Here is a 22,442-nt window from a genome sequence, read left to right on the forward strand (position 1 = left end):
AAGATTTATTCCAGATAATAGTCTGCAAGGTACGCAGGACGGTCTTGGACCGCCGACGAGGGACCGTGGTCCACGCACGGCCACGGGAGGACGAGGTAGGAACATGACCGCGAAGAACAAACGCAGAGACGCCGGAACCGGAGCGAGCGACGCTCGTGCTGAGATCGGTGTCGCGCTGGGTGAGATTCGTCAGAGCGTGGCGCGGAACGCTGCCGCGAGGCAGGAGGACCTGGGCCCCCTCGGCCTCGCGGTGGTAGACGCGGGTGCCCCGGAGTGGACCGTGCGCGCACACAATCGTCTGGGACACGTCGGCGGTTTCATCTTGTTCGTGTGCCTGATGGTGATCGGATGGCCGCTGCTCGTGGTGTTGGCGAGCACGCTAGTGCGCATCGTAGGCGTCAACGTGATCACCCGGATTCCAGCGTCAGTGCTCGGCGAACTGGGTGTTCCGGTCGAACTGGCGGCCAGCACCAGCGACCGCTTCTTGTTCACCTGGGTAATTCCCGTGGTCTTCTTCGTGCTGGTACTTGCGGGGTTGACGTGCCTCGCCCTTCGACGCGTGGTCCTGTGGTCGTGGGAATGGACCCGTCGACTCGCACTTGGTCTGTTCGCCGGATACGGCACCAGCGTGCTCGCGGACAGACGTGATCGCCGCGCGCAGAAGATCGACAGCGACAGCGCGAAGGCCGCAGGTCGGAGACATCGAGCAGGGGACGACAAGGCGCACGCGGCCAGGGACACTGCCGCTACCGCAAACAGGTGATCGGGGGCGGTGCGCCCGTCGACCAGGCCGGAAACCTTCTGAAGTCAGCCTTTACGAGGAGTACGCAGTATGGACAAGCCCATCAAGCTCGCAGGATTTTCGGCAGCGACGCCTTTGGCCAGGCAGCTGGTGGCCGCGAACCCTGCCGGCATGATCAGCCTCGAGCAGATCCCCATGCTCGCTGTGTTCACATTGCAATCGACGACGTTCGACTATGTCGGTCACCAGCACGTACCTCAGCTTCGCCTCATCGGTCGTTTGGACCGACTCATTCCGGAAAATCCACAGGAGATGCCCTACAACATCGGTGAGATCGGGCTCAACGAAGAAGAGTCGATCAGGATTGTCGGGGACTACCCGTTCAACGCGGAACAGCTTGCGACGCTGCTCGACAAGGGTATGTACATGGACGGTTTCGGTCCGCCGGAGAAGTTGGTGGGCCTGCCGTTCGAGGTCGACACCCGGATCGATCTTCGGATCCTGCCGCCGAACCAGGAAGGCGCGCCGCCGTTGGCGATCGCGGACCTGGGACCGATGCGCTTTTTCGATATGCGATTCGAGACGTCGGGATACGAACTCGCTGAACAGTTCCCGGACCATCGAGGCCCGCTGATCGAGGCCGGCAAGATCACGGGGCACGAGGTATTGGGCGTTGATCAGGAATTGACCTCGGAACAGGCTGACCTGGCCGACTTCTCCTTTGGCAGGGCAGGAGAGGCAGGCGATCCGAGGATGACTGCCGGCTCTGCGAGCAAGAACCTCGTCGAGCGGCTCACAGCACTGTTGGACGTCGACCTGGATGCGCCGAGGGCGTTGCGCGGATTGCGTGAGGATATGCGGGCGGTGCGGTCACGGTCCGATCGTGTTCGCGCGAATCTGTTGTCTCCTGGACTGGCCGACGATTCTATCGAGAGTACCCCGCCGGCGACCGACAGGTCGACCACGAACGACGATGAATTGGGCAGGGCTGCAGCGCAGTTGGAGAACATCGACCTCGACGACCTCGATTTGAGCGGCTTCTCACTCGAGGACGGCTCGCAGGATGACGACACCTCGCTGCCCACGCTCACGCTGTCCACACAGGACCCAATCGTTGCGTCACTGATTGCAGAGCACGAGGACAACGGATTCTCTTTCGGCGAAGCAGCAGAGGATGATTCGGCGATCAAGGCTCGTAAGGCGCGACAGGCCCGCGAGGCGTCGGCGCGTCGGGCCCGTCAGAATCAGCAGACCGAGGCGACACATCACCTGTCCGAAGGAAACGCCCCTCGGACGACGGACCACGACGGCCCGCAGCTAGGCGGCTGAGTGCCCGAACGGGGCTGACACCGAGCATATTTCGGTAGCAGCCCCGTTCTTAGTAGCGAAGGACACTGATGGTGACACTGAAGCAGTCGATCATCGTGGTCAACGAATACACGATCAAGACCGATACCGACAAGACCGGCGGCACCCGTGGAGGTAGCCCTGGTGCCTATGTCACGCGGTACATGGCGCGAGAGTTGGCGACCGAGCCGATTGCGCCTGTGCAGCGCGCGAGTCTGGATAACTTCGTCACCAAATACATGGCGAGGGCGGATGCGGTCGAATCCATGCTTGCCGACCACCGAACAGGCGAAGCGAGTATTGCCGGCGCGGAACGTACCTCAGGATACGACGCACCGACGCTCTCAGGGCGACGCATCCAGCGCAGCGCCCGCAGAGCGATGGAGAAGGTGCGACGGGCAGTCACCGGAACGGGGAGAGAGCAGGTGGGCCCGGCCGAATTGAAGTCGGAGTTCGCTGCAGCGCAGGGCGACGGCGGTGTTGCCTTCGGACACAACGGAGTTTCCCTCAGCCACGAGCGCCTTCACGGCGACGCCAAGCAGATCCAGGAGCTGTTCGACACCGGCCACACCGTGATGAAAACCGTCCTGAGCTTCGATCACGATTACCTGCTCGAACACGGGCTGGTTCCGGCGAGCATGGAAGTCGATGCCAGCACGGGAACTGCGCGCAGAGGGGCGTATCGAGGTCAGCTCGACCAACTCAAACTGCGGCTCGCGGTTATGGAAGGGCTTACCCGAATGTGCCGGGTAGGGGACTTTTCGGACCTCAAGTACGTCGGGGTGATTCAGGTCGACACCGCTCACGTGCACGTCCACCTGGCGATGGCGGATGCGGGTGCAGGTCGCCGCGCGGGCGACGGCACGCAGAAAGGAAAACTCACTGCGCGGGAGATGGGGCTGCTGCGCAGTGGGCTACATTCGTCCCTCGATCGCCATCGCAGGATCGAACACCTCTCGAGCGCCGTCGGATACCAGCGCCGCAGTGTCAGTGCGTTCGTGCGCCGATGGGCGTACGAGTCCCTGAGCGTGAGTGCCCGGGCACAGTTCGTTCTCGCGTGCCTTCCCGAGAACCGAGCACTGTGGCGAGCTTCGACAAACAGCAAGGAAATGTCGAAGGCCAACAGGCTCGTTCGCGAGTTGGTCGAGGACAACCTCGCACAGCCGGGTTCGCCCATGCCGGAGGCACTGACGCAGATTCGAGAATACGCAGAGCAACGACGGACGAAAGAGGGGCTGAGCCGAGCCGAGCACGACCGACTCGTGGCCAATGGCCGCGAACGGATCGTGCTCCAGGCAATGAACGGGGTCTACTCGGTGCTCTCTGCCGTAGCCGATGACGAACTGAGCGTGCAGACGCCGATGATGCTCTCGATGAGCGAGGACTTGGGTCAGTTGGTCGAGCAGATCTCCGCAGAGCAGCTCGACGCGACGGCCTCGGGCCGCCAGGTTGCAATGAGCGCCGGGCACTTTGCACTGCGGCTGCGCGCATACACCGAGAGATTGGACCGACACAGCACGCTTCGGGAGCAGATGCTGCTCAAGGCGCGGTCCTGGGAAGAAGCTGCCGCGGTCGGCCGCACCGCGCCAGGGTCAGAGGCGATGCATCGCTTCTATCTCACCGAGGCCGACTATCACGGGCGATGCGTGAGCAAGTACCAGCACTACCTGGACATGGGAGGTGCGCGGTTCTCGGAATGGTCGCAGCAGTGGCAGAAGGTCGAGGCGTACGGACGCAAGCTCACGGGTTTGCGGGCGCTTCGCGCGGATAGATCGATCCCCAAGATGAACGACCCACACGCGGCCGAGAAGGTAGGCCGCGAGCTGTACGGACAGGGCGGCGGCGCTCGCTTAGCCCAGAAGGGGGCCGAAGGCAAAGCTGGACGGGCCGTCATCGACGGACGCCTGGAGCTGATGGCCCGTCGTTACTCGACGATGGTCGACGATCTGGTGGAGTCATGGCGCGTCAGCGGGTCGGCGATTCGCGTAGCGACCGTGGAGCCGGGCACTGTCGCCGAAGCCGGCCAGATGCTGCTCACGGGCGGCGCGCCCGATGGGCCTGCCCTCGACATACATGAACCAGGAGCTCACGTGGTGGTCTCGGCCCTTCCCGAGCACCGATTCGAGCTGGTCAAAGGTGTCGATATGCACGAGCTGGGACTTGATTGGAACAAGGACCAGAAGGTCGGTCCGCGCACGGCCGCCCGATTCGGCAATGTGGCCGAGTCTCGCAGCATCGTTGTCGAGGCTGCCGAGGAATGGATGATCGCTTCGGGACAGAGCGCCGAGGTCGCAGCCGAGCTCGGTACTGCCATGTCGGACATCGGCTCTATGCGTGAGCACGCTCGACAGATCCGTTCGAGCGGTCTACTGCCGTCGCTGCTGGCGACGGCAGCCGACAAGACCCGCAGACTTCGACGACGTATCCGAGCGGAAGTCGATGCAGTTACTGCCGCCGAGAACAACACCGCGGGCCGCGATGCCGATCAGGAGGCTGCCGCGAACGAACGAGTTCGTAGCGATCTCGAGACGCTGCTCGTAGAGCAGTCCCGGGGCCGCAAACCCAAACGCAGAGGCACGACAACACGGATCGACACCGGGCTCGGCGGCGCGATCAACGCGTCGATGGAGGTCGCGGTACGCGAGTATCGGCTAGACCACCCCGACGACGGCCGGGATCCGCAACTGTGATCGGCGATGACACCGAAAAGCTCTGTGCCGCTGCGGTGGACAAGGTTCCCGATCCACAGCGGAGTGACCGTCGACATCGACTGTCGACGCGGCCTGAGGGACCGACCGGTCCCGGCAAGTGTCGAGTGAGGGAGGCGTACAAGTGGCGCGAGTGAAACAGACCGTGGTGGCCGTGGTGCACGGCAACGACGACGGCCGCGGTGTCGATGTGGAGGTGTACCCCTACGCCACTGAGTCCGCGACCGGCCGAAGAGCACAGCAACTGCTCCAGTCGTGGCGACCACAGCCTGGAGAGCTCGACGACTCGTCGCGGGTGGGGCGGCGTATCCATGCGCTTCAGACCGCACCGGGCCATAGCCGCAATCCACAGGACCGCGCAGCAATGGGCTTTTTGACGCGTGCCGTCGAACCGGACTTGGCGTGGGCTCGAGCGATGTCCGGCTCGACGAACGCCCCTGTGTACGACGCCGGCTACGAGTACGAAGTCGGCGAGGTTCTGCTGTTCGACGCGGAGGTCGACACCGAGCGTCTGGAGATCGATTGGAGTACCGCTGTCCCTCATCCCTCCACGAGCCCAGAGACGATCCCGTATTCAGGCCAGGTGGAGCGCGTCGATGGAATTGTCATCGACCCCGAAGCGTGCCGGGAGCGACGGCATCTGGTGACGATGACAGACGAAGGCACTCTGTGTCCGTTCAACGAGGCAGGACAGCTCGTCGTCGGCCTCAGCGATGAGGAGAAGCACGACTACGAGATAGCGGATCGCTCGCAGATCCCGCACAGGGGTCCGCTGCTGGTTACGGTCGATTTCGGCAGGCCCGTAGGGGCGAACCCGCGGCTGCGGGCCGAGCCGACCGATGCTGCCATCGGGAGGGGCGCACTCGAGAGATTGGAGCCGACCGACGGGGTCCGTTTTCGACCCGCCGATCTGGAGGCGCTGCGCCTGGCGGCCGGAGATCAGCAGGTACACATCACCGATCCCACAGGTGCAACGGTGGGCGCGGTGTACCTGGTGGAGGCCGACTACGGCACGGAGCTCGTGAACGGCTCGGTGATCTTCGACGGATTGGGTGCGTCCAATGCTGCGGACAGCGGACTTCGCGTGAACATGAGCGGAGTTCGCTTTGCGAATCACGCTCAGGCTGTTGGAGATACGACTCGAGGATCGGCGTTCCTCGGCGGAAGTGTGTCGAGCAGTCGACGTCAGGGAGCAGGCGCGGTGTACTCGCATACGACGATCGGCGGCCGGGAGGAAAGTCTGGAATCGGCGCTCGACCTCGCGAGCCCGAATCGGACAGCCGACTCGAAGTCCGGTGGTCGTAAAGCGCTCGCGGCGGTCCAGTCCCGTACTGCTTCTCTGGTGCGAGCACATGGCCCGACAGTAGTGGCGGCCACCCGATCGAAGCTGAAGGATCCGGCTGTTCAGGCGGTGCTGCGGAATACGTTGATGACCGCGGTGGAGATCGGACTGGCGGGTAAAGGCGGCAGCTCGATGAGAATCGCACAGGCTGCAAGCACGGCTATGCGAGTAGGAGACATGGTCGCGACAGCACAGACGAAACATGGCGGAAGTAGCGCGGGATTGTCGAGATGACCGAACGCATGCCAATTTGACTCTCTCGCAACGCTGCTCCGAGCCATGGACCGATAAAGTTTATCGGACTATGCTATTAGTATAGAGCAGCCTAAACCGAGAGGGATCGCCCGCGGCACCTCTGTCCGGGTGACAAGTCTCGACATCGAGGGGACATCAGACATGGCATATCTGCGAGGCGGTTCCACCAAGAGCGTGGTTTTGGTCGGGAAGCTGTACGACAACGCAGCGTTCGAGGGCAAGCCCAAGGACGACGGCACGGCGACCAAGAGCGGTCAGTTCGTCGATTTCGAGATCGCGCGCTTCGTCGACGCGAACGACAAGAAGGTCAACGACAACCAACCACCCCAGTTTCAACCCAGCCTGCGCAATACCAAGTCGAAGACTCGCGAGAACACCTTCGACAGGGGCGTGGCGTACAACCAGGACGAGTTGGCGAGTTTCCTCGCGGCGGCCGGACCGAACGTCGAGAACATCCTCAACCACAACACGGGCGCGCAGGTCGGCAAACTTATTGTGCTGCAGGCCGACTTGTTGCCGAGCAAGGCCAACGACGGTCAGTCGTACCTTCGTGTCAACCACAAGAGCGCCGTACCGATCAGCGGAATCGAACTCCCGGAGAACGTCCGTGAGGCCCAGTTCGAGGGGATCCAGAACGACATCGCCGGTCTGCAGGCCGAGAAGAAGGCCAAAGACGATGCATCCAAGGCCCCCGAGACCGAAGCAGCCGTGAGCGCACCGGCGGCCGAGAAAGACGCCGTTCCGAGCTTCTGATTCGTCTACATCTCCCGACAACGGGCACGACACAGGCGCGGTGAGGGCAATCCCACCGCGCCTGTGTCGTTGATTCCGAAGATTTCACAGAACGAAAGCGAGGAACACCGATGGCACCAGCAGCAGTCGCTCTACCGCTGATCGGCAAGGGGGTGGCGGCAGGCGTGGCCAGTTTCGGGGCAAGCAAGGTCCTCGGAAAGATGTTCGGCGACGACGAAGACGAGACTCCGACACCCGCCGCGCCGGCACCCGCTCCCTACGGGCAGCAGTACGCAGGACCGAACCCGTACCAGCAGGGATCACCGGCAGGGCAGATGAGCCCTGCCGGTCTGCAGCAGCCCGCGGCAGCAGGTATGGCGGGGGCGGGCGGAGCGATGATCACAGCCGCGTCGCCCGTCTCTGCGCCTGCCACCGGAACGCCCGGTACCGAAACCCGAGAGCAGGAAGACGGGTTCCTCGAATCCGCAGGCAAGGTCCTTCTGGCCGCAGGTGCCGGTGGCATCGCGGGCTTCGCGCTCAAGAACAAGGAAGCTCAGGAGGACGGTCTCGAAGGTGGAGCGAAATTCGCCGAGATCGCCAAGGGCGTTCTCGCCGGAGCCGGATCCGGCGCGTTCACCAAGATGGGGTACGACGCGATCCAGGAGGAAGGCGGTGGATTGAAGGCCGGTCTGAATGGCGGTATTGCCGGAATGCTGGCCTCGACACTCAAGGACGGCGGGCCCGGATTGGGAGCGAGTTTCGCAACGGCGTTCGGTGCTGGCGCGGTGAGCAATCTGGCCCACGACAAGCTCGAAGAGCACGGCAGCAGCAAACTCGCCGACGCGGTCGCAGGTGGCGGTGTGGCCACCGGTTTGGGATATATCGGTCTCGGCGACGGCAAGGCCGCAGGCCTGCTCGGACTTGGTGGTGCCGGCGTGGGCACCGCACTGGGCGCGCTCGGCGATTCCGGAGGCATGTCCGGCATGGTCACGGAGGACGGCCCCTTGGACAAGTTGAAGGATCTCATCGGAAACGATGCTGCGCCGCAAAAGAATTCAGAACAACAGCTCGACTGAACGACTCTCGACAGATGCGGGTGGCGCACTGACCGCCGCCCGCAAAGCCCGACACACAATCGCAAGGTCACTGACACAAGGAGAATGACATGGGACTTCCCAATCCGATCACCGCGGTCGGCACAGGACTGGAAAATATCGGCAAAGGCTTCGGCGGTGCGGTGACCTCGAGCAACGATTGGCTCGAAGATCGCGCCAAGGATGTGGTGCGCGGCGATACATTCGGCATCCAACGCCGCGAAAGCGAGGAGCTGCGTAGAACTTTCGACGAAAAGCTCGGCGAGAGCAATTCAACGCTCGCAGATCTGCGTGAGCAGATCGAGAAGACCGGGCTCACCGGCAAGACCGGAGGGGCGGAGATGACCAATGCCGCCACGTCGTCCGTACACGGGGAGACCTCGTCCACCGGTGCGTTGGCGAAGAGCCTCGACGCCTCGTACACGGTCGCCGATGGCGACACACTTTCGGGGATCGCTGAGGGCAAAGGCAAAAGTGTGGAGGAGCTGCTGGGGCTCAATCCCGAACTGGGCGATGGAAACCTCATCCATGCGGGACAGGAGATCAAACTCGACGGCCTTGTGGCCCAGGAGTCCCCGGCAGCGCAACCCGAGCCTGCACCGGCTCCCGCTGCCCCTGTTCACGAGGTCGGCTTCCAGACGTAGCACGGGCGTACGGCGTATCGCCGTAGTACCGACTCACTCAACACCCCAGCGGGGCGAACCGCTGGGGTGTTGTGCGTTGCTGTACGACACACCAGAGGTGACGTCACAGGCCTGTCATGACGGGCGTCGAGACCTCATTAGTTCCACCCTTAGGAAGTCCCTGAATAACGCGCTAGACTATCCAAAAGGCACGAATTGCCGCGTCACGGGGCCTGTTTACAGGTTCTGAATAAACTGTGGGGACTATCATGCGAGACATTTCAGAACAGGATCTGCGGTCGTGAACAGTGACAGTTCCGGGTTGCCGAGCGACATCGGCACCGACGAGACCGCACGTCTTGGCGAACCTGTGGCGTCGAACTCCAATCGCTGGGGACGGGCCGGGGAAGAGACACCTGGAGGCGTTGCGATCCTGGAAGACGGGTCGATCAATACCGAGCGGTTCTCGGAGGGGCCAGACACCGAACTGGAAGTGTCATGGTGGAACAAACGGATGCTGTGGCAGGTGCGGCGTGAGCCAACCGGACATCGTGTCGTGGTTGCTCGTGTGGTGGAGAACATCTGGCGTATCCACATCATGGTCGCAGGAGCGATCACCGCGCTCGCAGTGTTCGGCATGGTGATCATCGGAGGCCTGCCGCTGCTCTACGCTGCTGTGCTCGGTGTCGTGATGGCTTTGATCGGCTACGGGGCGCTGGCGTGGGAACGTCGCGCCGGCGACGAGAATGCCGGGATCGAGGAGATCATCGAGATGGACTCGGTGATGTGGGTCGGGGTGAGAAACAAGGTTCGCTCGGAGTACATCGCGTTCACCGAGGAAGGTCAAAAGCGCAGCTACAAGGAGGCGGTTGCGCACGCACGCACTCTGTACGAACGCAAATACGCCGACCCAGCGACTGGCAAGGTCGGCAAAACCTACGCCGCCGGCGGCAAAGTCCTTCCGGTGAAGAAGTTCGTGGTGCCGAAGCAGATCACCGACGAATTTCTTGACAAGAGAACGCGTCTCGGACCTGACATGGTTGTAGACAAGATCAAGGGTCATCTGGTGCCCGCCCGTTTGGAGGGACACCGGAGGACCTTGTTGACGAGATACCGGCGCGAGCCCAAGCTCGTCGAAGCCATGGGGCGCGGCGTCCTGCGTTGCGAGTGCGCTGCGTGCGTGGTGCAGGCCGAACTGGGCATTGTTCCCGAATTGTCGGGGGCCGAGGCATCGCGGCGTCGAGCCGCGGCGGCGGCGGCGTCGAAGCAGGCCGATGCTCGCCCTGCCGATCCGGCCACGCGTTTGGAGCAGCTACGTCAGGCGGCCGGACTTCTGCGCGGGACGGATCGTCAGAGCTCCGAGCCTGGAGTGAGCGCGGACGTCGCCAGGGCGCGCGAGGTGCTGGCGAAGACGGAAGAGACTTCTCGTAGACGCGAGCAAGATGAGGCCGCGCAGGAAGAGAAAGGGCTCGAGCGCGAGCGGCGGGACGCTTCGCGCGCTCGGGTAGCAGGGCAGGTCAAGGAGACCACAGGGCAGAAGGACGGTGGCCTCGCCGGCCGTCCGATCAAAAAGAAGAAGGGCAAGGCCGCAGTCCTCACGGTGGCGGGGGTGGTCAGTGTCATCGTTGTGGCACTGGTGGCGGCCATCATGCTGTCAGGCCAGCCGGATGAGACAGAGGTACCGACGATCTTGTTGCCCGAATCGTCAAGGCCCTCATCTACTCCGACTACGACACAACCGTCCTCGTCGACACCGGCGGCACTACCGACAAACGGCGAGGTGGTCGGCGTTGCGGTTCCGGCCGGGCCCGAGGACCCCGGTAGCCAGAAGGGCGGCGCAGCGGTGATCGCTGCATACGACTACGCCTACTACGTCAAGCGCTCCGGCGCGGAGGCTGTGGCGATGTATGCGCCAGGCGCTCGCCCCGACGCGGGATTGGCACAGAACGCGATCGATGCCAATCCCGAAGGGACGCGCTATCAGCTCGCAATCACCCCGGTCGTCGTCGGCAAGGAATACGACGTCGTGTTGAAGGTCATGTGGCCGGGCCTACCGGAGACGGAAGCCCGCCAAAAATTCTTCACAACATATTCGGATGGAAAGTACTTTCTTTTGCGCCAGGCCTCTTGAACGCCCCTGGACCTGGGACGATACGGCTGCAGCGGTAACTCACCAGAAGCATATAAAGTTTGTCTCTATGCTATTCTCGACCACGGGTCTGGGTGCGCAACCGCGTACCGAAACGTAGTGGTACTGCCGGGGTTGGTTGATCTCGGCGTTCAGCGGGAGGAAACAGAAGATGAACGAAGCCGGAAACTCCGAGGCGCGGCCGAACCGCCACGCTCGGCGAGCTGCTGGCCAGCGGGGCATGCACAGATTGAGCGCACCGCCTCGTCGCACCACTCTCGGTCTGGTCGGATTTGGAACAGCGCTAGCTGTCATCGCTGGCGGCGCAGGTACCGCCGGTGCAGACCCAATGTTCAACCCGGTTCCGCCGAGCGCCAGCAACCCGACGCCCGGAACCTCGAACCCCACGCCGCCGCCCACTGCTGATGTTGGGCCGGGCGCGATCGTGGATCCGCCGAGTGAGTCCGGATGGCGTCCGAACCCGTACTCGAACAACAAGCCCACCTATGTTCCGATCCAGAACTGGGCACCGGCACCACAGCCCACATTCATTGGGCCGGTTCAACTTCCGCCTCCACCGCCCATGATCATGCCCGAACCAGGCATGGTGCGAGTCGGTAAGTACCAAGAGGTCAAGCCTCCGTGGATGACCATGGCCGAGATGAATTCGATCAACCGCTGGGCGGCTTACACCGAGTCTCGGGTAGCGCAATTCTGGCTCAGTCAGGGCTTCTCCCCTGAAGAGGCCGACCGCAGAGCTGCGTCGATGACGGTCGGTGGAATCATCGGCGGAGGCGTCGGCGGCGCGGCGGGCTTTGCTGTCGGTGTCGTGCCTGGGGCGTTGGTCGGCGCGGGTGTAGGTGCTCTCGGCGGTCTGGCAGCAGGCGCGGGTACCGCAGCCGCACTGGGCCTTCCGCTCAACGCACTGTTCCCGGTGGCAGGAACGGGCCTGTACGGATCGTTCATCGGCATCGGCGCTCTGGCTGGAGCCGGAATCGGCACCGCGGTAGGAGCTTTGGCGGGCGGTGTAGCCGGTGGTCTGCTGGTCGGTGCTCCGGCTGCTGCTCTCGGCGTCGGGCTGGGCTCGCTGTTCGGCGGCGGAGATCCGAATGTTCCGATCGATCAGCCATGGAACTACCGTGACGGGCAAGGCGTCATTACACCCAAGGCCAACGATCTCGAATTCGATTGGGATGCAACCAAATCGAACATGCTTCCGGGTGGCTGGGTTCTGCCGGAAGAGGCACACGTCAACTTCCAGATCAAGGACGACAACACCTACGTCCTCAAGCTCGGCGAAGAGCGGTGGCTCGGTGCGACCGAGGATCAGCGCGACCAGTTCTTCTACGGGGAGATGGACAAGACGCTGCCGGGCGCCGGCGACGTGGTCAAGGACTTCCTCGAGAACGAGAACGGGCCGGTCCAGACCGGACTTCGGGGGGTGTTCGGGCAGATTGCTGGGGGAGACCCTGCGACCGCTCAGTACAACCCCACTGGGGACATCGCGGATCCGTCGGCGCGCGCCGAGCGTGCCCCCTACCCAACTAGCTCGACACCCGATCCCTGGGACGAGCCGAACCGGGAGGGCGTCAACCAGCAGAACGAGATCAACCGGGTTGGCGAGCCGCTGCCGGGGCTCGGTGTAGCACCGACAGTGGTTGCTGCACAGTCGACGCCGGGTATTGCTACGGTTCCGGCATCGAAGCCCGTGAGCGCACCGGTGTCCGTGCTACCACAGCCGGCGCAGGCCGCACTGGACACGGCTCCCGAGCCCGTCCGTCAGGCAGTCAACGATGCACAGGCTGCACTCGGCGATCTGATTCCGGGAATCCTCGGAGCCTGAGTACCAACCCCGCACGAGCAGGACAGCCCCGCAGCGATCGCGCTGCGGGGCTGTCCTGCTTCGAGAGGGCCAATACGAGATGGACGGGATGATATGACTGCACGAACTGCAGAACGTAGACAGTTCCTTTCGGGCCTGCTGAGCTGCGCAATCGAGAGCGGCATTGAAAAGTGGGCGGAAGTTCACGAGTACCGATGCGGTGGCCTCGAGACCACAGCCGGACCTACGGCCACGATCCACGAGACGGTCGCGGACTGGTCGAACATGGCGGCGCGTGGAAAGGGTTCCGGCCGTGGGACTGTCGCACGGTACGAGGTTGGTCACGAGCTCGACATCGACATCGTGGCCAGGGGTATTCGTCTCATCGCATCGGGCAGGGTGAAGTACACCAACCCTAGTTACGGGGCGGATCGCGACACTGAGGCGGATCGGGGCCATGCACGTTTGCGTTGTCAGAACAGCTCGAATGGAGCGGATCGCGAATTCGGAGGCTACGACGCTGCCGATGCCGACGCCATCGTGCAAGCGGGCCTGTTCGACGAACTGAAGTACACGTGAACCGCGTCGTCAACGTTACGCGCGAAAACCAAATCCAATTATTGATCAAGATTCTCCACAGGACTATCTACCCAGTTCAGAGCCGGTGTTAGGGTGACCAGTAAGTAATTGCGTTCATATACTCCGAAGAGAAGAGAGACGATGGTCGAGGCCATGACTTCGAGCAGAGTGATCGACCCGGGGGCTTACCCGTTGCTGGCGAGATACACCGCGGCTCTGCTACCGCCGGTAGGCCGGATTATCGGCCGTGAGGACGAGCGTCAACAGGTGCTGGCTTCGCTCAGCCGTCCGCGACTATCGAACATCCTGCTGCTGGCTCCGGCCGGCGCGGGAAAGACCGTCCTGGTCCAGGACACGATGCTCCACGACCCGGAGCGGATCTACCTCGAAGTCGATTTGGCACGAATGAACGGTGGAGTGGGCCTGGCCGATCACATGGCCGGAGAGATCAAAGGACTCTTCGACGAGGCAGAGGCCTACGTCATGGCCGAGGGTCGGGAGCTGGTTCTCTTCATCGACGAGTTTCACCAGATCGTGCAGATGTCCCCAGCAGCCGTGGAAGCACTCAAACCTGTACTCGCAGCATCGGGTTCGCGCGGGTTGAAGATCATCGCAGCGACGACGTTCGAGGAGTGGATCGAACATATACGGCCGAACAAACCACTCGACGAACGCCTGCAGCGCGTCAATCTGACACCTGCCAGTCGGGAGATGACGATCGAAATCCTGCGCAGCTTCGCGGAAGAAGCAGGAGTGTCCGACCAGTTCGTTCGCAACGACGGACTCTTCGGAGAGATCCACGACGTCACCAACAGATACATTCCGTCGTCGGTGCAGCCACGTAAGGCGATCGGCATTCTTGACGGCATGATCGGGTGGCATAGACAGACCCGTGCGCCGATGTCCCTCGCGTTGATGTCGAAGGTCCTTCGTCAGTCGACCGGCGTGAATCTCGAGTTCGCGATCGACGGATCGTCGATCAAGGCCGGCCTGGACCAGAAGGTATATGCCCAGGACCTGGCGACAACGATCGTGTCGGACCAGTTGCAGCTGGTTGTGGCGGGACTGCACGATCGCAAACGGCCGAAGGGGCGGTTCCTTTTGACGGGCAGCACTGGTGTCGGGAAGACCGAATTGACCAAGCAGCTGGTGGATTTGCTGTTCGCAGACGACCTCAACAGGCTCATCCGATTCGACATGTCCGAGTTCGCGCTGGACTCATCGATGGACCTCTTTCGGTCCGAATTGACCAAGAAAGTCGTGTCGATGGGTGACGCGGTGATCTTGCTCGATGAGATCGAGAAGGCATCCCGCATGGTGCTGCGACTGATGTTGCAGGTTCTCGACGACGGACGACTCAGTGACGATTCCGGTCGGCAGGTGAGTTTCCTGGACTGCTACATCGTTCTGACGACAAATGCCGGCAGCGAAGTGTTCAACACGATCAGTGACTACGCGTCCGACGACACGGGTTCTGGCGAGGGTCTTCAGGACTACATGAAGGCCATCGAAAACTCGATCCGCAGTGCGAACGACTTCCCGCCGGAGCTGCTCGGACGTTTGGACCGGATCGTGCCCTTCCAGCCACTGTCCGATGCGACGAAACGAAAGATTCTGCAGCGCGGCTTGGACGAGCTGCAGAGGGACGTGTGGAACAAGCATGACGTGAAGCTCGGCATCCATCCTCGGGTGATCGAGTATCTGGCTATCGACGTGGGGGAGGCATCCGCGGACGCCGGAGGTGCGCGCGAATCGATGCGGGCCCTACAGGGGCAGATCAAGGTCGAGGTGGCGAAATACATCAACGCTCATCCGAAGGACAAGATCCTGTTGCTCGAGATCCACGGGGAGATGCGGGCCGAGAACCTCGAACTCCGTAAGTCCAAGGCTCGCCCCAGGGTTCGGGCCGATCAGCGAGGCCGGTGACCGGCGCGGATCACGAACCTAACAGAGAATTTGTGTCGGATCTTCCGACATATCAGTGTAATATTTCAGCAGGTGCTCGATAGGGCCGTTCGCAGCTGTCAGCAGGGTCCGGGTCGACCCTTCACACGGAGATCAGAGGTTTTCAATGGATGACGAAATCGACTTTTTCAGTGACGTCCGCATCGACGAACCCGAGGAAGCGACAGGTGCGGAGTCCGACGCGAGTGCAAGCCGTGGCATCAAATCCACGGTCGGACGCGTGGTCGGAGGGGCACGACTGCGGCTCTCGCGAGGTGACGGGACTGGCGATCTTCTCTCCTCGGACGCCCGGCTGGCCTCGGTGGTCAACGAATCGACGCCGGGTGCAGCACTTGAGTTGCTGCGCCTCAACACAGCTTTCGCGTTTCCGGACCTCAATGCCTATGTCCTGCTTGTGCTTCCCACGGTCGGCGAGTTCGGTGGCCTCAGCCGTAGGAGCAAGGACGAAGCTCGCGGCACGATCATCAACCTGATTGCAGCCGACAATATCCATGCCGTCGTCACCGCGGAACTGCTCGCCGACGATGCACTCGGCATCGTGCCGGATGCGCAGTCGCTGGCACGCATGGACGAGATCGCCCTTCTCACAGAGGCGCGTTACCTGTATGCCGTCGCGTGCGAGGACGTGGACACAGGTGAAGTCAAAGTGTTCGTGGTACCACCGATCTCGGAGGAAACCGCGGTCAGCGGCCAGCTCTACGCGCAGGTCGTCGAGATCGCGGAGGGCCGACTCGACCTCTCGTCGGTACTCGACAAGACGCTCATCGCCTCGATGCTCACGATCTATCGATCGGCTGAAAGCACTGCGTCTGGAGCCGGAGCGCTGAACAAGGCCGAAGAGATAAACATGGAGTACCTGGCCGGCGCGTTCCAGCAGGGACGGTATCCGACAGCATCGGAATTGGTGGACAACCTAGCCAGCGAATTCGCCGAACTGGCCGCATACTCGGACGGTCCGAGCGTGGGCGGCAGACACAGTGCGGTTGCTGAGGAGTCGACTGCAACAACCACGGACGAGGACGACAACACGGAAACCGTCGGCATCGAGGACTTCACCAACTTCGAGATGGGTGAGGACATTGCTGCTGCCGATCCGGTCGACTTCGAGCATGAACTCCACGAAGTCGAGTTCGACACCGATTCCGACGATTACGACGCTGTCGGTGTCGACACGGCACCAGATTTCGCGGAATCGGTGGGCGGCAATGAACCCCAGTGGTCCGAACCCGACTTCGCTGACGTACCCCCGAGCGGAAATGTTGACCCCGACCGTTTGACGCAAGCGGTAATCAAGGCGACCGAGGGGCAGATCGATTCTCTGCGTACCGATCTCACGGGTTTGCTTGCGGAGATGCAGAAGACGATGGCTCCCGCACGGCGTTCCACCGAGGGTGGCGTTCCGATAGCCGATGGCGTGGACCGATCAGCGTCGATTGCTGTCGAGCCGGGTGCCGAGTTCACGTACGACCAGGCACTGGAAGCGGCCGGTCGCGAATACAGAGACGACGATCTGGGGCTGGTGGTGGATCCACAGCCATTCAAGGAACGACTGGTCTCGCCGGTCCCACAAGTTCCGGTTCCCAAGGGTTCTCACACCCCATGGCTGGGCGAGCAGGCGGAGACAATGGCCGCAGTGTTCAACGAGCAGCTGCGCAAGCTGCACGTGGACAACGAGCGCCTGCTCTACCGGCAATTCATGCACCTGGCGGACCTTGCGGCTAAGGAGATCAGCTGGGAGTTCGATCCGCAGCGCAATCCCGGTTCCCGTTGGGGCAAGGTGCATTCGGCGATCCAATCGGATCGGGAAAAGATCGCAGAGCGTGCCGCGCCGGCAAAGATGCGAGCAGAAGATGCGGTGCGGGCGATGTGGGAGGGACGAGCGGAGTTGTTCGTCTCCGATGCCGCCGCTCGAGCTCGGCAGGAGTACGAGCACCGCAACGGCGCTCATATCGAGGCCGACGTCCGGAAGGCCGGCGAGCAAGTGCTCGCGGATCTCGAAGCGATGGGCATGATGAATCTGGCTGAACTCAATGAGAGTAGAAGCGCGGCAGCTCGTTTGATGATGGACGAGAAGCTCTCCGACATCCTGCATTCGCTCGAGAGCAAAGCCCTCGAACAGCAGGCCAACGAGGCAGTGGCGTTCGAGGCTGCGCTCACCGCGGTGACGTCTTACGTCGAGGACCACCGCAAGGACGACCTTCTCCAGTCGGACGTGGCTGCGCGCAAGCTCGAAACTGACGCGCGGTACGCCCAGTTGATGTCAGAGGCGCAGGCCCAGATCGCGGCCGCACGAACCGAAGCGGACACCCGGATCGAGATGATGCGGGTTGAGATGATGCAGCAGAGCGCCGCTCACGAGCGCGGCCTCGAGCTCAAAACCAGCAACTTCGACCTGCAGATGAGTAATCAGAACCAGCGGGAGCAGCACCTGCAGCGACGTCTCGACCAGAGCCTGGCCGATCGCGACAGCGAACTGCAGGAGGTGGCGAGCATGGCCAACGCGCGCGTGGAGATGGCCGAGAAGGCGCGGGACGAGGCCATCGCCGACAAGGAGACCATGCGCGAGCGCGATTCGCGCATGAACACCGCAGCACTGGTGCTCATCGTTCTGGGCGCGATCGTTCTGGTCAGCCTGGGCATCTTGGCCGGGGCATTTCTGATCTGACCGCTCACCGGATGGACTCGTCGACGATCTCGGCCGGTCCTCGTATCACGTGACGAGCTGGACCACCGGCACTAAGAAGAAACGGAAACTGGCATATGAACGCCAAGAGCAGGCCGGGACGTAACTCGGACATCGACACCGCGCCGTCGAAGAAATACAAGGCGGCCAAGGGTAGTGGCAAGCTCGGCCCCAAGGCGTCATCCTGGGATCGGATCCGCAACCGGAGCACCAAGGACACCATCGCGAACCGCGACGTTCACGGCGCACAGCAGCTCGAACGCGGTGAGATCGGACGTGTTCGCGGCGAAGGCCTGCCCAAGACGGCCGCCATCGTCATCGGGATCCTCGCTGCCATCCTTGCCTGGACCGTGTGGGGTCTGGCAGGGGCGCTCACGGGCACCGTGAGCAACTTGACGGACAGAGGGAGCTCGCAGTTCGAGGCAGAACTCAAGCAAGCCAAGGAGCTCGGCGTTCAGCCGTACTTCCGAGTCCAGCAGCGCGGTCAAAACAGCGCGGTGGAGAAGACGTGCTATCTCCTTCTCGACCCGAACGGACAACCCGTCGACAACGACTGCAATTCAGCGCTCGACGACATAGCGCGTCCGCAATGGCACGTAGATGCAACCCAGGCCGCCCGCGAGAGTTCCGGGGCACCGACACCGCAGATAGAGAAGAGCGACGCCTCAGTGGCCTCCTGGCTCGGCGGCGGACACGTGAGCCTTGTCCGCCTCCTGGCTACTCTGCTGGCAGGACTTGCTGCTTGGAGCGGCACGAAGGTGTGGCTGCTCCGCAAGCTCGATGCGCAGAATCTCATGTACGAGACCTCTGACATCAACCAGTACGACGACGACCAGCACATCGCTGTGCCCGAAGAAGTGATCAGGCAGTACGGGATCTTCCCTGACGTCGGGGCACACTCCTTCAGCGCACCGTCGTCTCTTCTCGGTCACGCGATGCTGTCGAGCCGAGGGGCGAAGAAAGTCCGGCTACTGCAGCGATACGAGTCCGACGTAATCGACGAGAACGGAGAGACGCTGCACTACAAGGGTGAGGTGATCCGCGACGAGAACGGTCACGCACTGTTCGATCAGGTGCCCATTCTCGATGAAGCGTTCGCGCACAAGCTGTTCGATGCCTCGGACCTCCCGGCAGACAAGTCGCTGCGCAAGTTCTTCAACCCGCAGAACATTCCGTACAACCCGGGTGGCGTGAATCGGGACAAGCAAGGCAGTCAGGACACCATCGCCAAGCGCATAGACGAGGACTGGGTTTTCCCCGAGTACGAACCACAGCGGCCGGCCGGAGTCTATTTCGTCGACGAAGCGCCTGTGAACACGATGGTGCTGGCGATGACCCGAGCCGGTAAGGGACAGACCTACATCGAGCCGATGCTGGACATGTGGCAGCGCGAACGGCGACCCAACAACATGGTGATCAACGACCCGAAGGGTGAGTTGCTGGTCAAAAACTATGTGCGAGCAAGTGTTCGGGGCTTCCAAGTCGTTCAGTTCAACCTGATCAACGCACTCAAGACCGACATCTACAACCCCCTGGGCATGGCCGCCGAAGCCGCCCGCGAGGGCAACAGCACGGCCTGCGCTCTGTACGTGGAGAACATCGCAGAAGTCTTCTTTCCTGTCGACAACGCCGACGATCCTGTGTGGCCGAACGCCGCAAACAACGCGTTCAAGCGAACCGCCTACGGCATGATCGATTTCTACCTCGAAGAAGAGCGGCAGATGCGTAAGCAGGCCGCTGCCGAGGGGTGGGACCTGAAGGTGCTCGAGACCAAGCTCGATGAGAGCTGGGGCAAGGTCACTCTCTACAACTGCTACCAGCTGTTCGTCCAGCTTTCGGCCAAGAAGCTCAAGGACCCGATCACCAGGCTCAACGCCGAGGTGACTGCCGGCGCATTCGGAGACCTCGAGAACGATCTCGATGCCCAGGCAGCCTTCAACGAGGCCAACGAGCGTGCGAAAGAGCTCATGCCGATGTGGAACGGCGAGCAGGAGGTCGACATGCTGACCCTGTTCTTCAACGCCACGGACAAGCTGCCGGTCAATTCGATGCGGACCCTGGTGGGCAACTCGGACAAAGCACTTCGCGCGATGGGCGGTGCCGAGAAGATGCTTGCTTCGGTGTACGGCATCGCAATCACCGCTATGTCGTTTTTCGTCGACCCGACGATCTCCACACTGACCTCTGGGACGCTGAGCCAGAACATCGACCTGGGGGGAATGAGCTTCCCTCGCCGCTTCGGCGTCCGTTTCGATCAAAATTATGTGCGCCGGTACAACCTCATCGGTATGCAGGCGAAGTGGGATTCGTTCACCGACGCGAATTTCGAGGAGCCACTCGGAAAGGACTACGAGCACGAGGACACCGTCAGTCGAGAGGGTTGGGCGCGGGCGTTCTTCGAGGGCATCTACCCGAACGACATTGCATACCTGCGGCTGCGCTTGCTCAACACCGAGTCGGGCACTCTGGTCAAGACGTTCTACTTCCGGTTCACCAAGAGCTATCAGACCGACCTCAAGGGCCGGATCTACATCAAGGATCCGGTGCTGGAGACGAAGATCGTCAAGAACGGTCTGCTGGCGGAAATGGTGCCGGGGTCGGACTCGAAGATGGTCGTTGGCTCGACGACGTTCGAACAGGAAGTGCTCAACATCGACCAGCTCACACTCGATCAGATCAACTCCGGTGACAATGACCTGATCAAGAAGGTCAGGGGCCGGCGCAACGCGGTGCTCAGCACTCAGGTCCACTACTCGGAGAAGCCGAAGGCCGTGTTCCTGGTGACACCGCCGCATCTGATGAAGTACGCGAAACTGATTCTGATCCTGCTCAAGCAGTTGGTGGACCTGAATTTCGACAAGTCGTACATGACGAAATCGACCCAGAAGCCGCTGTACAAGACGCGGTACATGCTCGACGAGCTGGGTAACCTCCAGTCGGAGGGACACGGCATCGCCGGGTTCGAGACCATGCTCTCCATCGGTCTCGGCCAGGAGCAGCAGTTCACACTGATCCTGCAGACGTTGCAACAGCTCCGTGACGTCTATGGCGAGTCCGTGGACAAGATCGTGCAGGGCAATGCTGCAAATCTGGTCTTTCTCAAGTCCACGGACGATTCGATGCTCGACACCTTGCAGAAGATGAGCGGCACCCGCCACCAGGTGTACCGAGATTCCAAGTCCGTCACCAAGAACGCCGAGAAGGTGGCGTTCAAGACAGCGGGCACGGTGACGTACAACATGACGGCGAAAGAGATTCCGGTCATCAGCTACAACGATCTGGCGTTTCTACCCCCACGAAATTCGATCGTCTTTTCCGCCGGCGCTCCGCCGATCTGGAACCGCAACGAGACGATTCTGCCGATGAGTTTCGCCTTGTTCGGCAACACGATTGCGCAACCGGGCAAGGACTACTCGCTGCAGACCATCCCGACGCTGAGTTCGGCACGGGACTTCGACGTTCGACTGAACCAGCCGAACTTCTTCCAAATGGTGGAGAAGCGTATGGCGCAGGCCGCGGTGGCACCGGCAGCAGAAGACCTGTACCGCAACGCCTACGGGTACAGCGACTTCGACATGACACGTTTGGATCCGGACGTATCGAGCAACGAAGTCATGGACATCAATGACGTGATCCTCGGTCGCAAGTTGTACGAGAAGGCACGCGAGCGGAAGGCCGCAACCGACGTCTCGGCGGAAGCTGCGGAATTGGCGGCGATCTTCGGTGAAATGGAGCCACCGGCACCGCCAGTGGAGGATGCAGTGTTCGGTTTCGCAGAGCAGGAGGCGATGTTCGAGGCTGCGGCCGAAGCGACAGTCAGGGCCGCGACCGACGACGTCGAACTCGAACAAGAGCTGATCAGGCTCGAAGCGGACCGTACTGCGAGTGCGCAGAAAATCTACGCGGAGGGATGGGTCAGCAAGGACATGCTGATCGACCCGATCGGAGGCCGGGTGTACGAAGCGCTCGACAAGGAGTTGGCCGCCGCGTACGCGGAATGCTGGCGCGACTTCGATCGCGACGAGCTCTTCGCGCTCTTGGGAGACAACTTGGTGCTCCGGAGTAACGGCGCACCGATGATTACTGCCCGCAGCGAGTCAGCAGCGATGCGTGATGCTGCACGCGCGGCTGCAGACGAGGGCTCACGGGTCCATATGGAGCAGGAGCCGGACCCCGACTCGATGGCGGCTCTCTCCGCGTACAGGATTCACCCTGAGTTCAAGAAGGTGCTCTCGGAGCAGTCCTCGTGGCGAGGGATCGCTGACGGGCACTTCGAGGCGGAGATGGCGAAGCAGATGAGTATCTCCGAGAATTAACTCCGAGTATTTTCTCGACAAAGGCCGGGGCGGTGCGAACGCCCCGGCCTTTCGCATGTCACGGGGGTGTATCGGTAGTTGTGGAGAATCCGCTGACTTGGTCGTA

General features: G+C 62.1%; 12 protein-coding genes. All 12 read left to right on the forward strand.

The features are described 5' to 3' along the window. Window positions 1-103 precede the first annotated feature (103 nt). The 12 genes from ASH04_RS05835 to ASH04_RS05895 all read left to right on the forward strand — a co-directional run bounded on the left by ASH04_RS05835 (window position 104) and on the right by ASH04_RS05895 (window position 22,336). Entirely contained in the window at window positions 104-763 is a 660-nt protein-coding gene (locus ASH04_RS05835; protein WP_057473014.1) for a hypothetical protein, read from the forward strand. 69 nt (window positions 764-832) lie between these two features. Then, a complete protein-coding gene (locus ASH04_RS05840; RefSeq protein ID WP_057473015.1) occupies window positions 833-2,071 on the forward strand; it encodes a hypothetical protein in 1,239 nt (412 codons plus the stop codon). Window positions 2,072-2,139: 68 nt separating this feature from the next. After that, window positions 2,140-4,779: a relaxase MobL gene (mobL, locus tag ASH04_RS05845; RefSeq protein WP_057473016.1), complete on the forward strand. Its 2,640-nt coding sequence runs from the start codon at window positions 2,140-2,142 to the stop codon at window positions 4,777-4,779. 142 nt (window positions 4,780-4,921) lie between these two features. Next, complete coding sequence (locus tag ASH04_RS05850) at window positions 4,922-6,373, forward strand: hypothetical protein (protein WP_057473017.1); 1,452 nt, start codon at window positions 4,922-4,924, stop codon at window positions 6,371-6,373. Between the two features lie 162 nt (window positions 6,374-6,535). Continuing rightward, window positions 6,536-7,147 (forward strand): hypothetical protein, encoded by a 612-nt coding sequence (locus ASH04_RS05855; protein ID WP_032373201.1) that lies wholly within the window; start codon window positions 6,536-6,538, stop codon window positions 7,145-7,147. A gap of 110 nt (window positions 7,148-7,257) precedes the next feature. Then, window positions 7,258-8,202, forward strand: coding sequence for a hypothetical protein (locus ASH04_RS05860; protein WP_057473018.1), 945 nt, complete (start codon window positions 7,258-7,260; stop codon window positions 8,200-8,202). Window positions 8,203-8,291: 89 nt separating this feature from the next. Beyond that, on the forward strand, window positions 8,292-8,864 hold the full coding sequence (locus ASH04_RS05865; protein ID WP_057473019.1) for a LysM peptidoglycan-binding domain-containing protein: 573 nt from the start codon (window positions 8,292-8,294) through the stop codon (window positions 8,862-8,864). Between the two features lie 301 nt (window positions 8,865-9,165). Then, complete coding sequence (locus ASH04_RS05870; RefSeq protein WP_156394479.1) at window positions 9,166-10,974, forward strand: hypothetical protein; 1,809 nt, start codon at window positions 9,166-9,168, stop codon at window positions 10,972-10,974. Window positions 10,975-11,143: 169 nt separating this feature from the next. After that, entirely contained in the window at window positions 11,144-12,814 is a 1,671-nt protein-coding gene (locus ASH04_RS26440; RefSeq protein WP_156394480.1) for a hypothetical protein, read from the forward strand. Window positions 12,815-13,525: 711 nt separating this feature from the next. Then, a complete protein-coding gene (locus ASH04_RS05885; protein ID WP_235579944.1) occupies window positions 13,526-15,298 on the forward strand; it encodes an AAA family ATPase in 1,773 nt (590 codons plus the stop codon). Window positions 15,299-15,443: 145 nt separating this feature from the next. Beyond that, window positions 15,444-18,002, forward strand: a complete 2,559-nt coding sequence (locus tag ASH04_RS05890) for a hypothetical protein (protein ID WP_057473024.1) — start codon at window positions 15,444-15,446, stop codon at window positions 18,000-18,002. 95 nt (window positions 18,003-18,097) lie between these two features. Further along, window positions 18,098-22,336, forward strand: a complete 4,239-nt coding sequence (locus ASH04_RS05895) for a type IV secretory system conjugative DNA transfer family protein (protein WP_057473025.1) — start codon at window positions 18,098-18,100, stop codon at window positions 22,334-22,336. Window positions 22,337-22,442: the final 106 nt, after the last annotated feature.

The sequence above is a fragment of the Rhodococcus sp. Leaf233 genome (assembly GCF_001426165.1).
In the GTDB taxonomy this organism is placed as follows: Bacteria; Actinomycetota; Actinomycetes; order Mycobacteriales; family Mycobacteriaceae; genus Rhodococcoides; species Rhodococcoides fascians.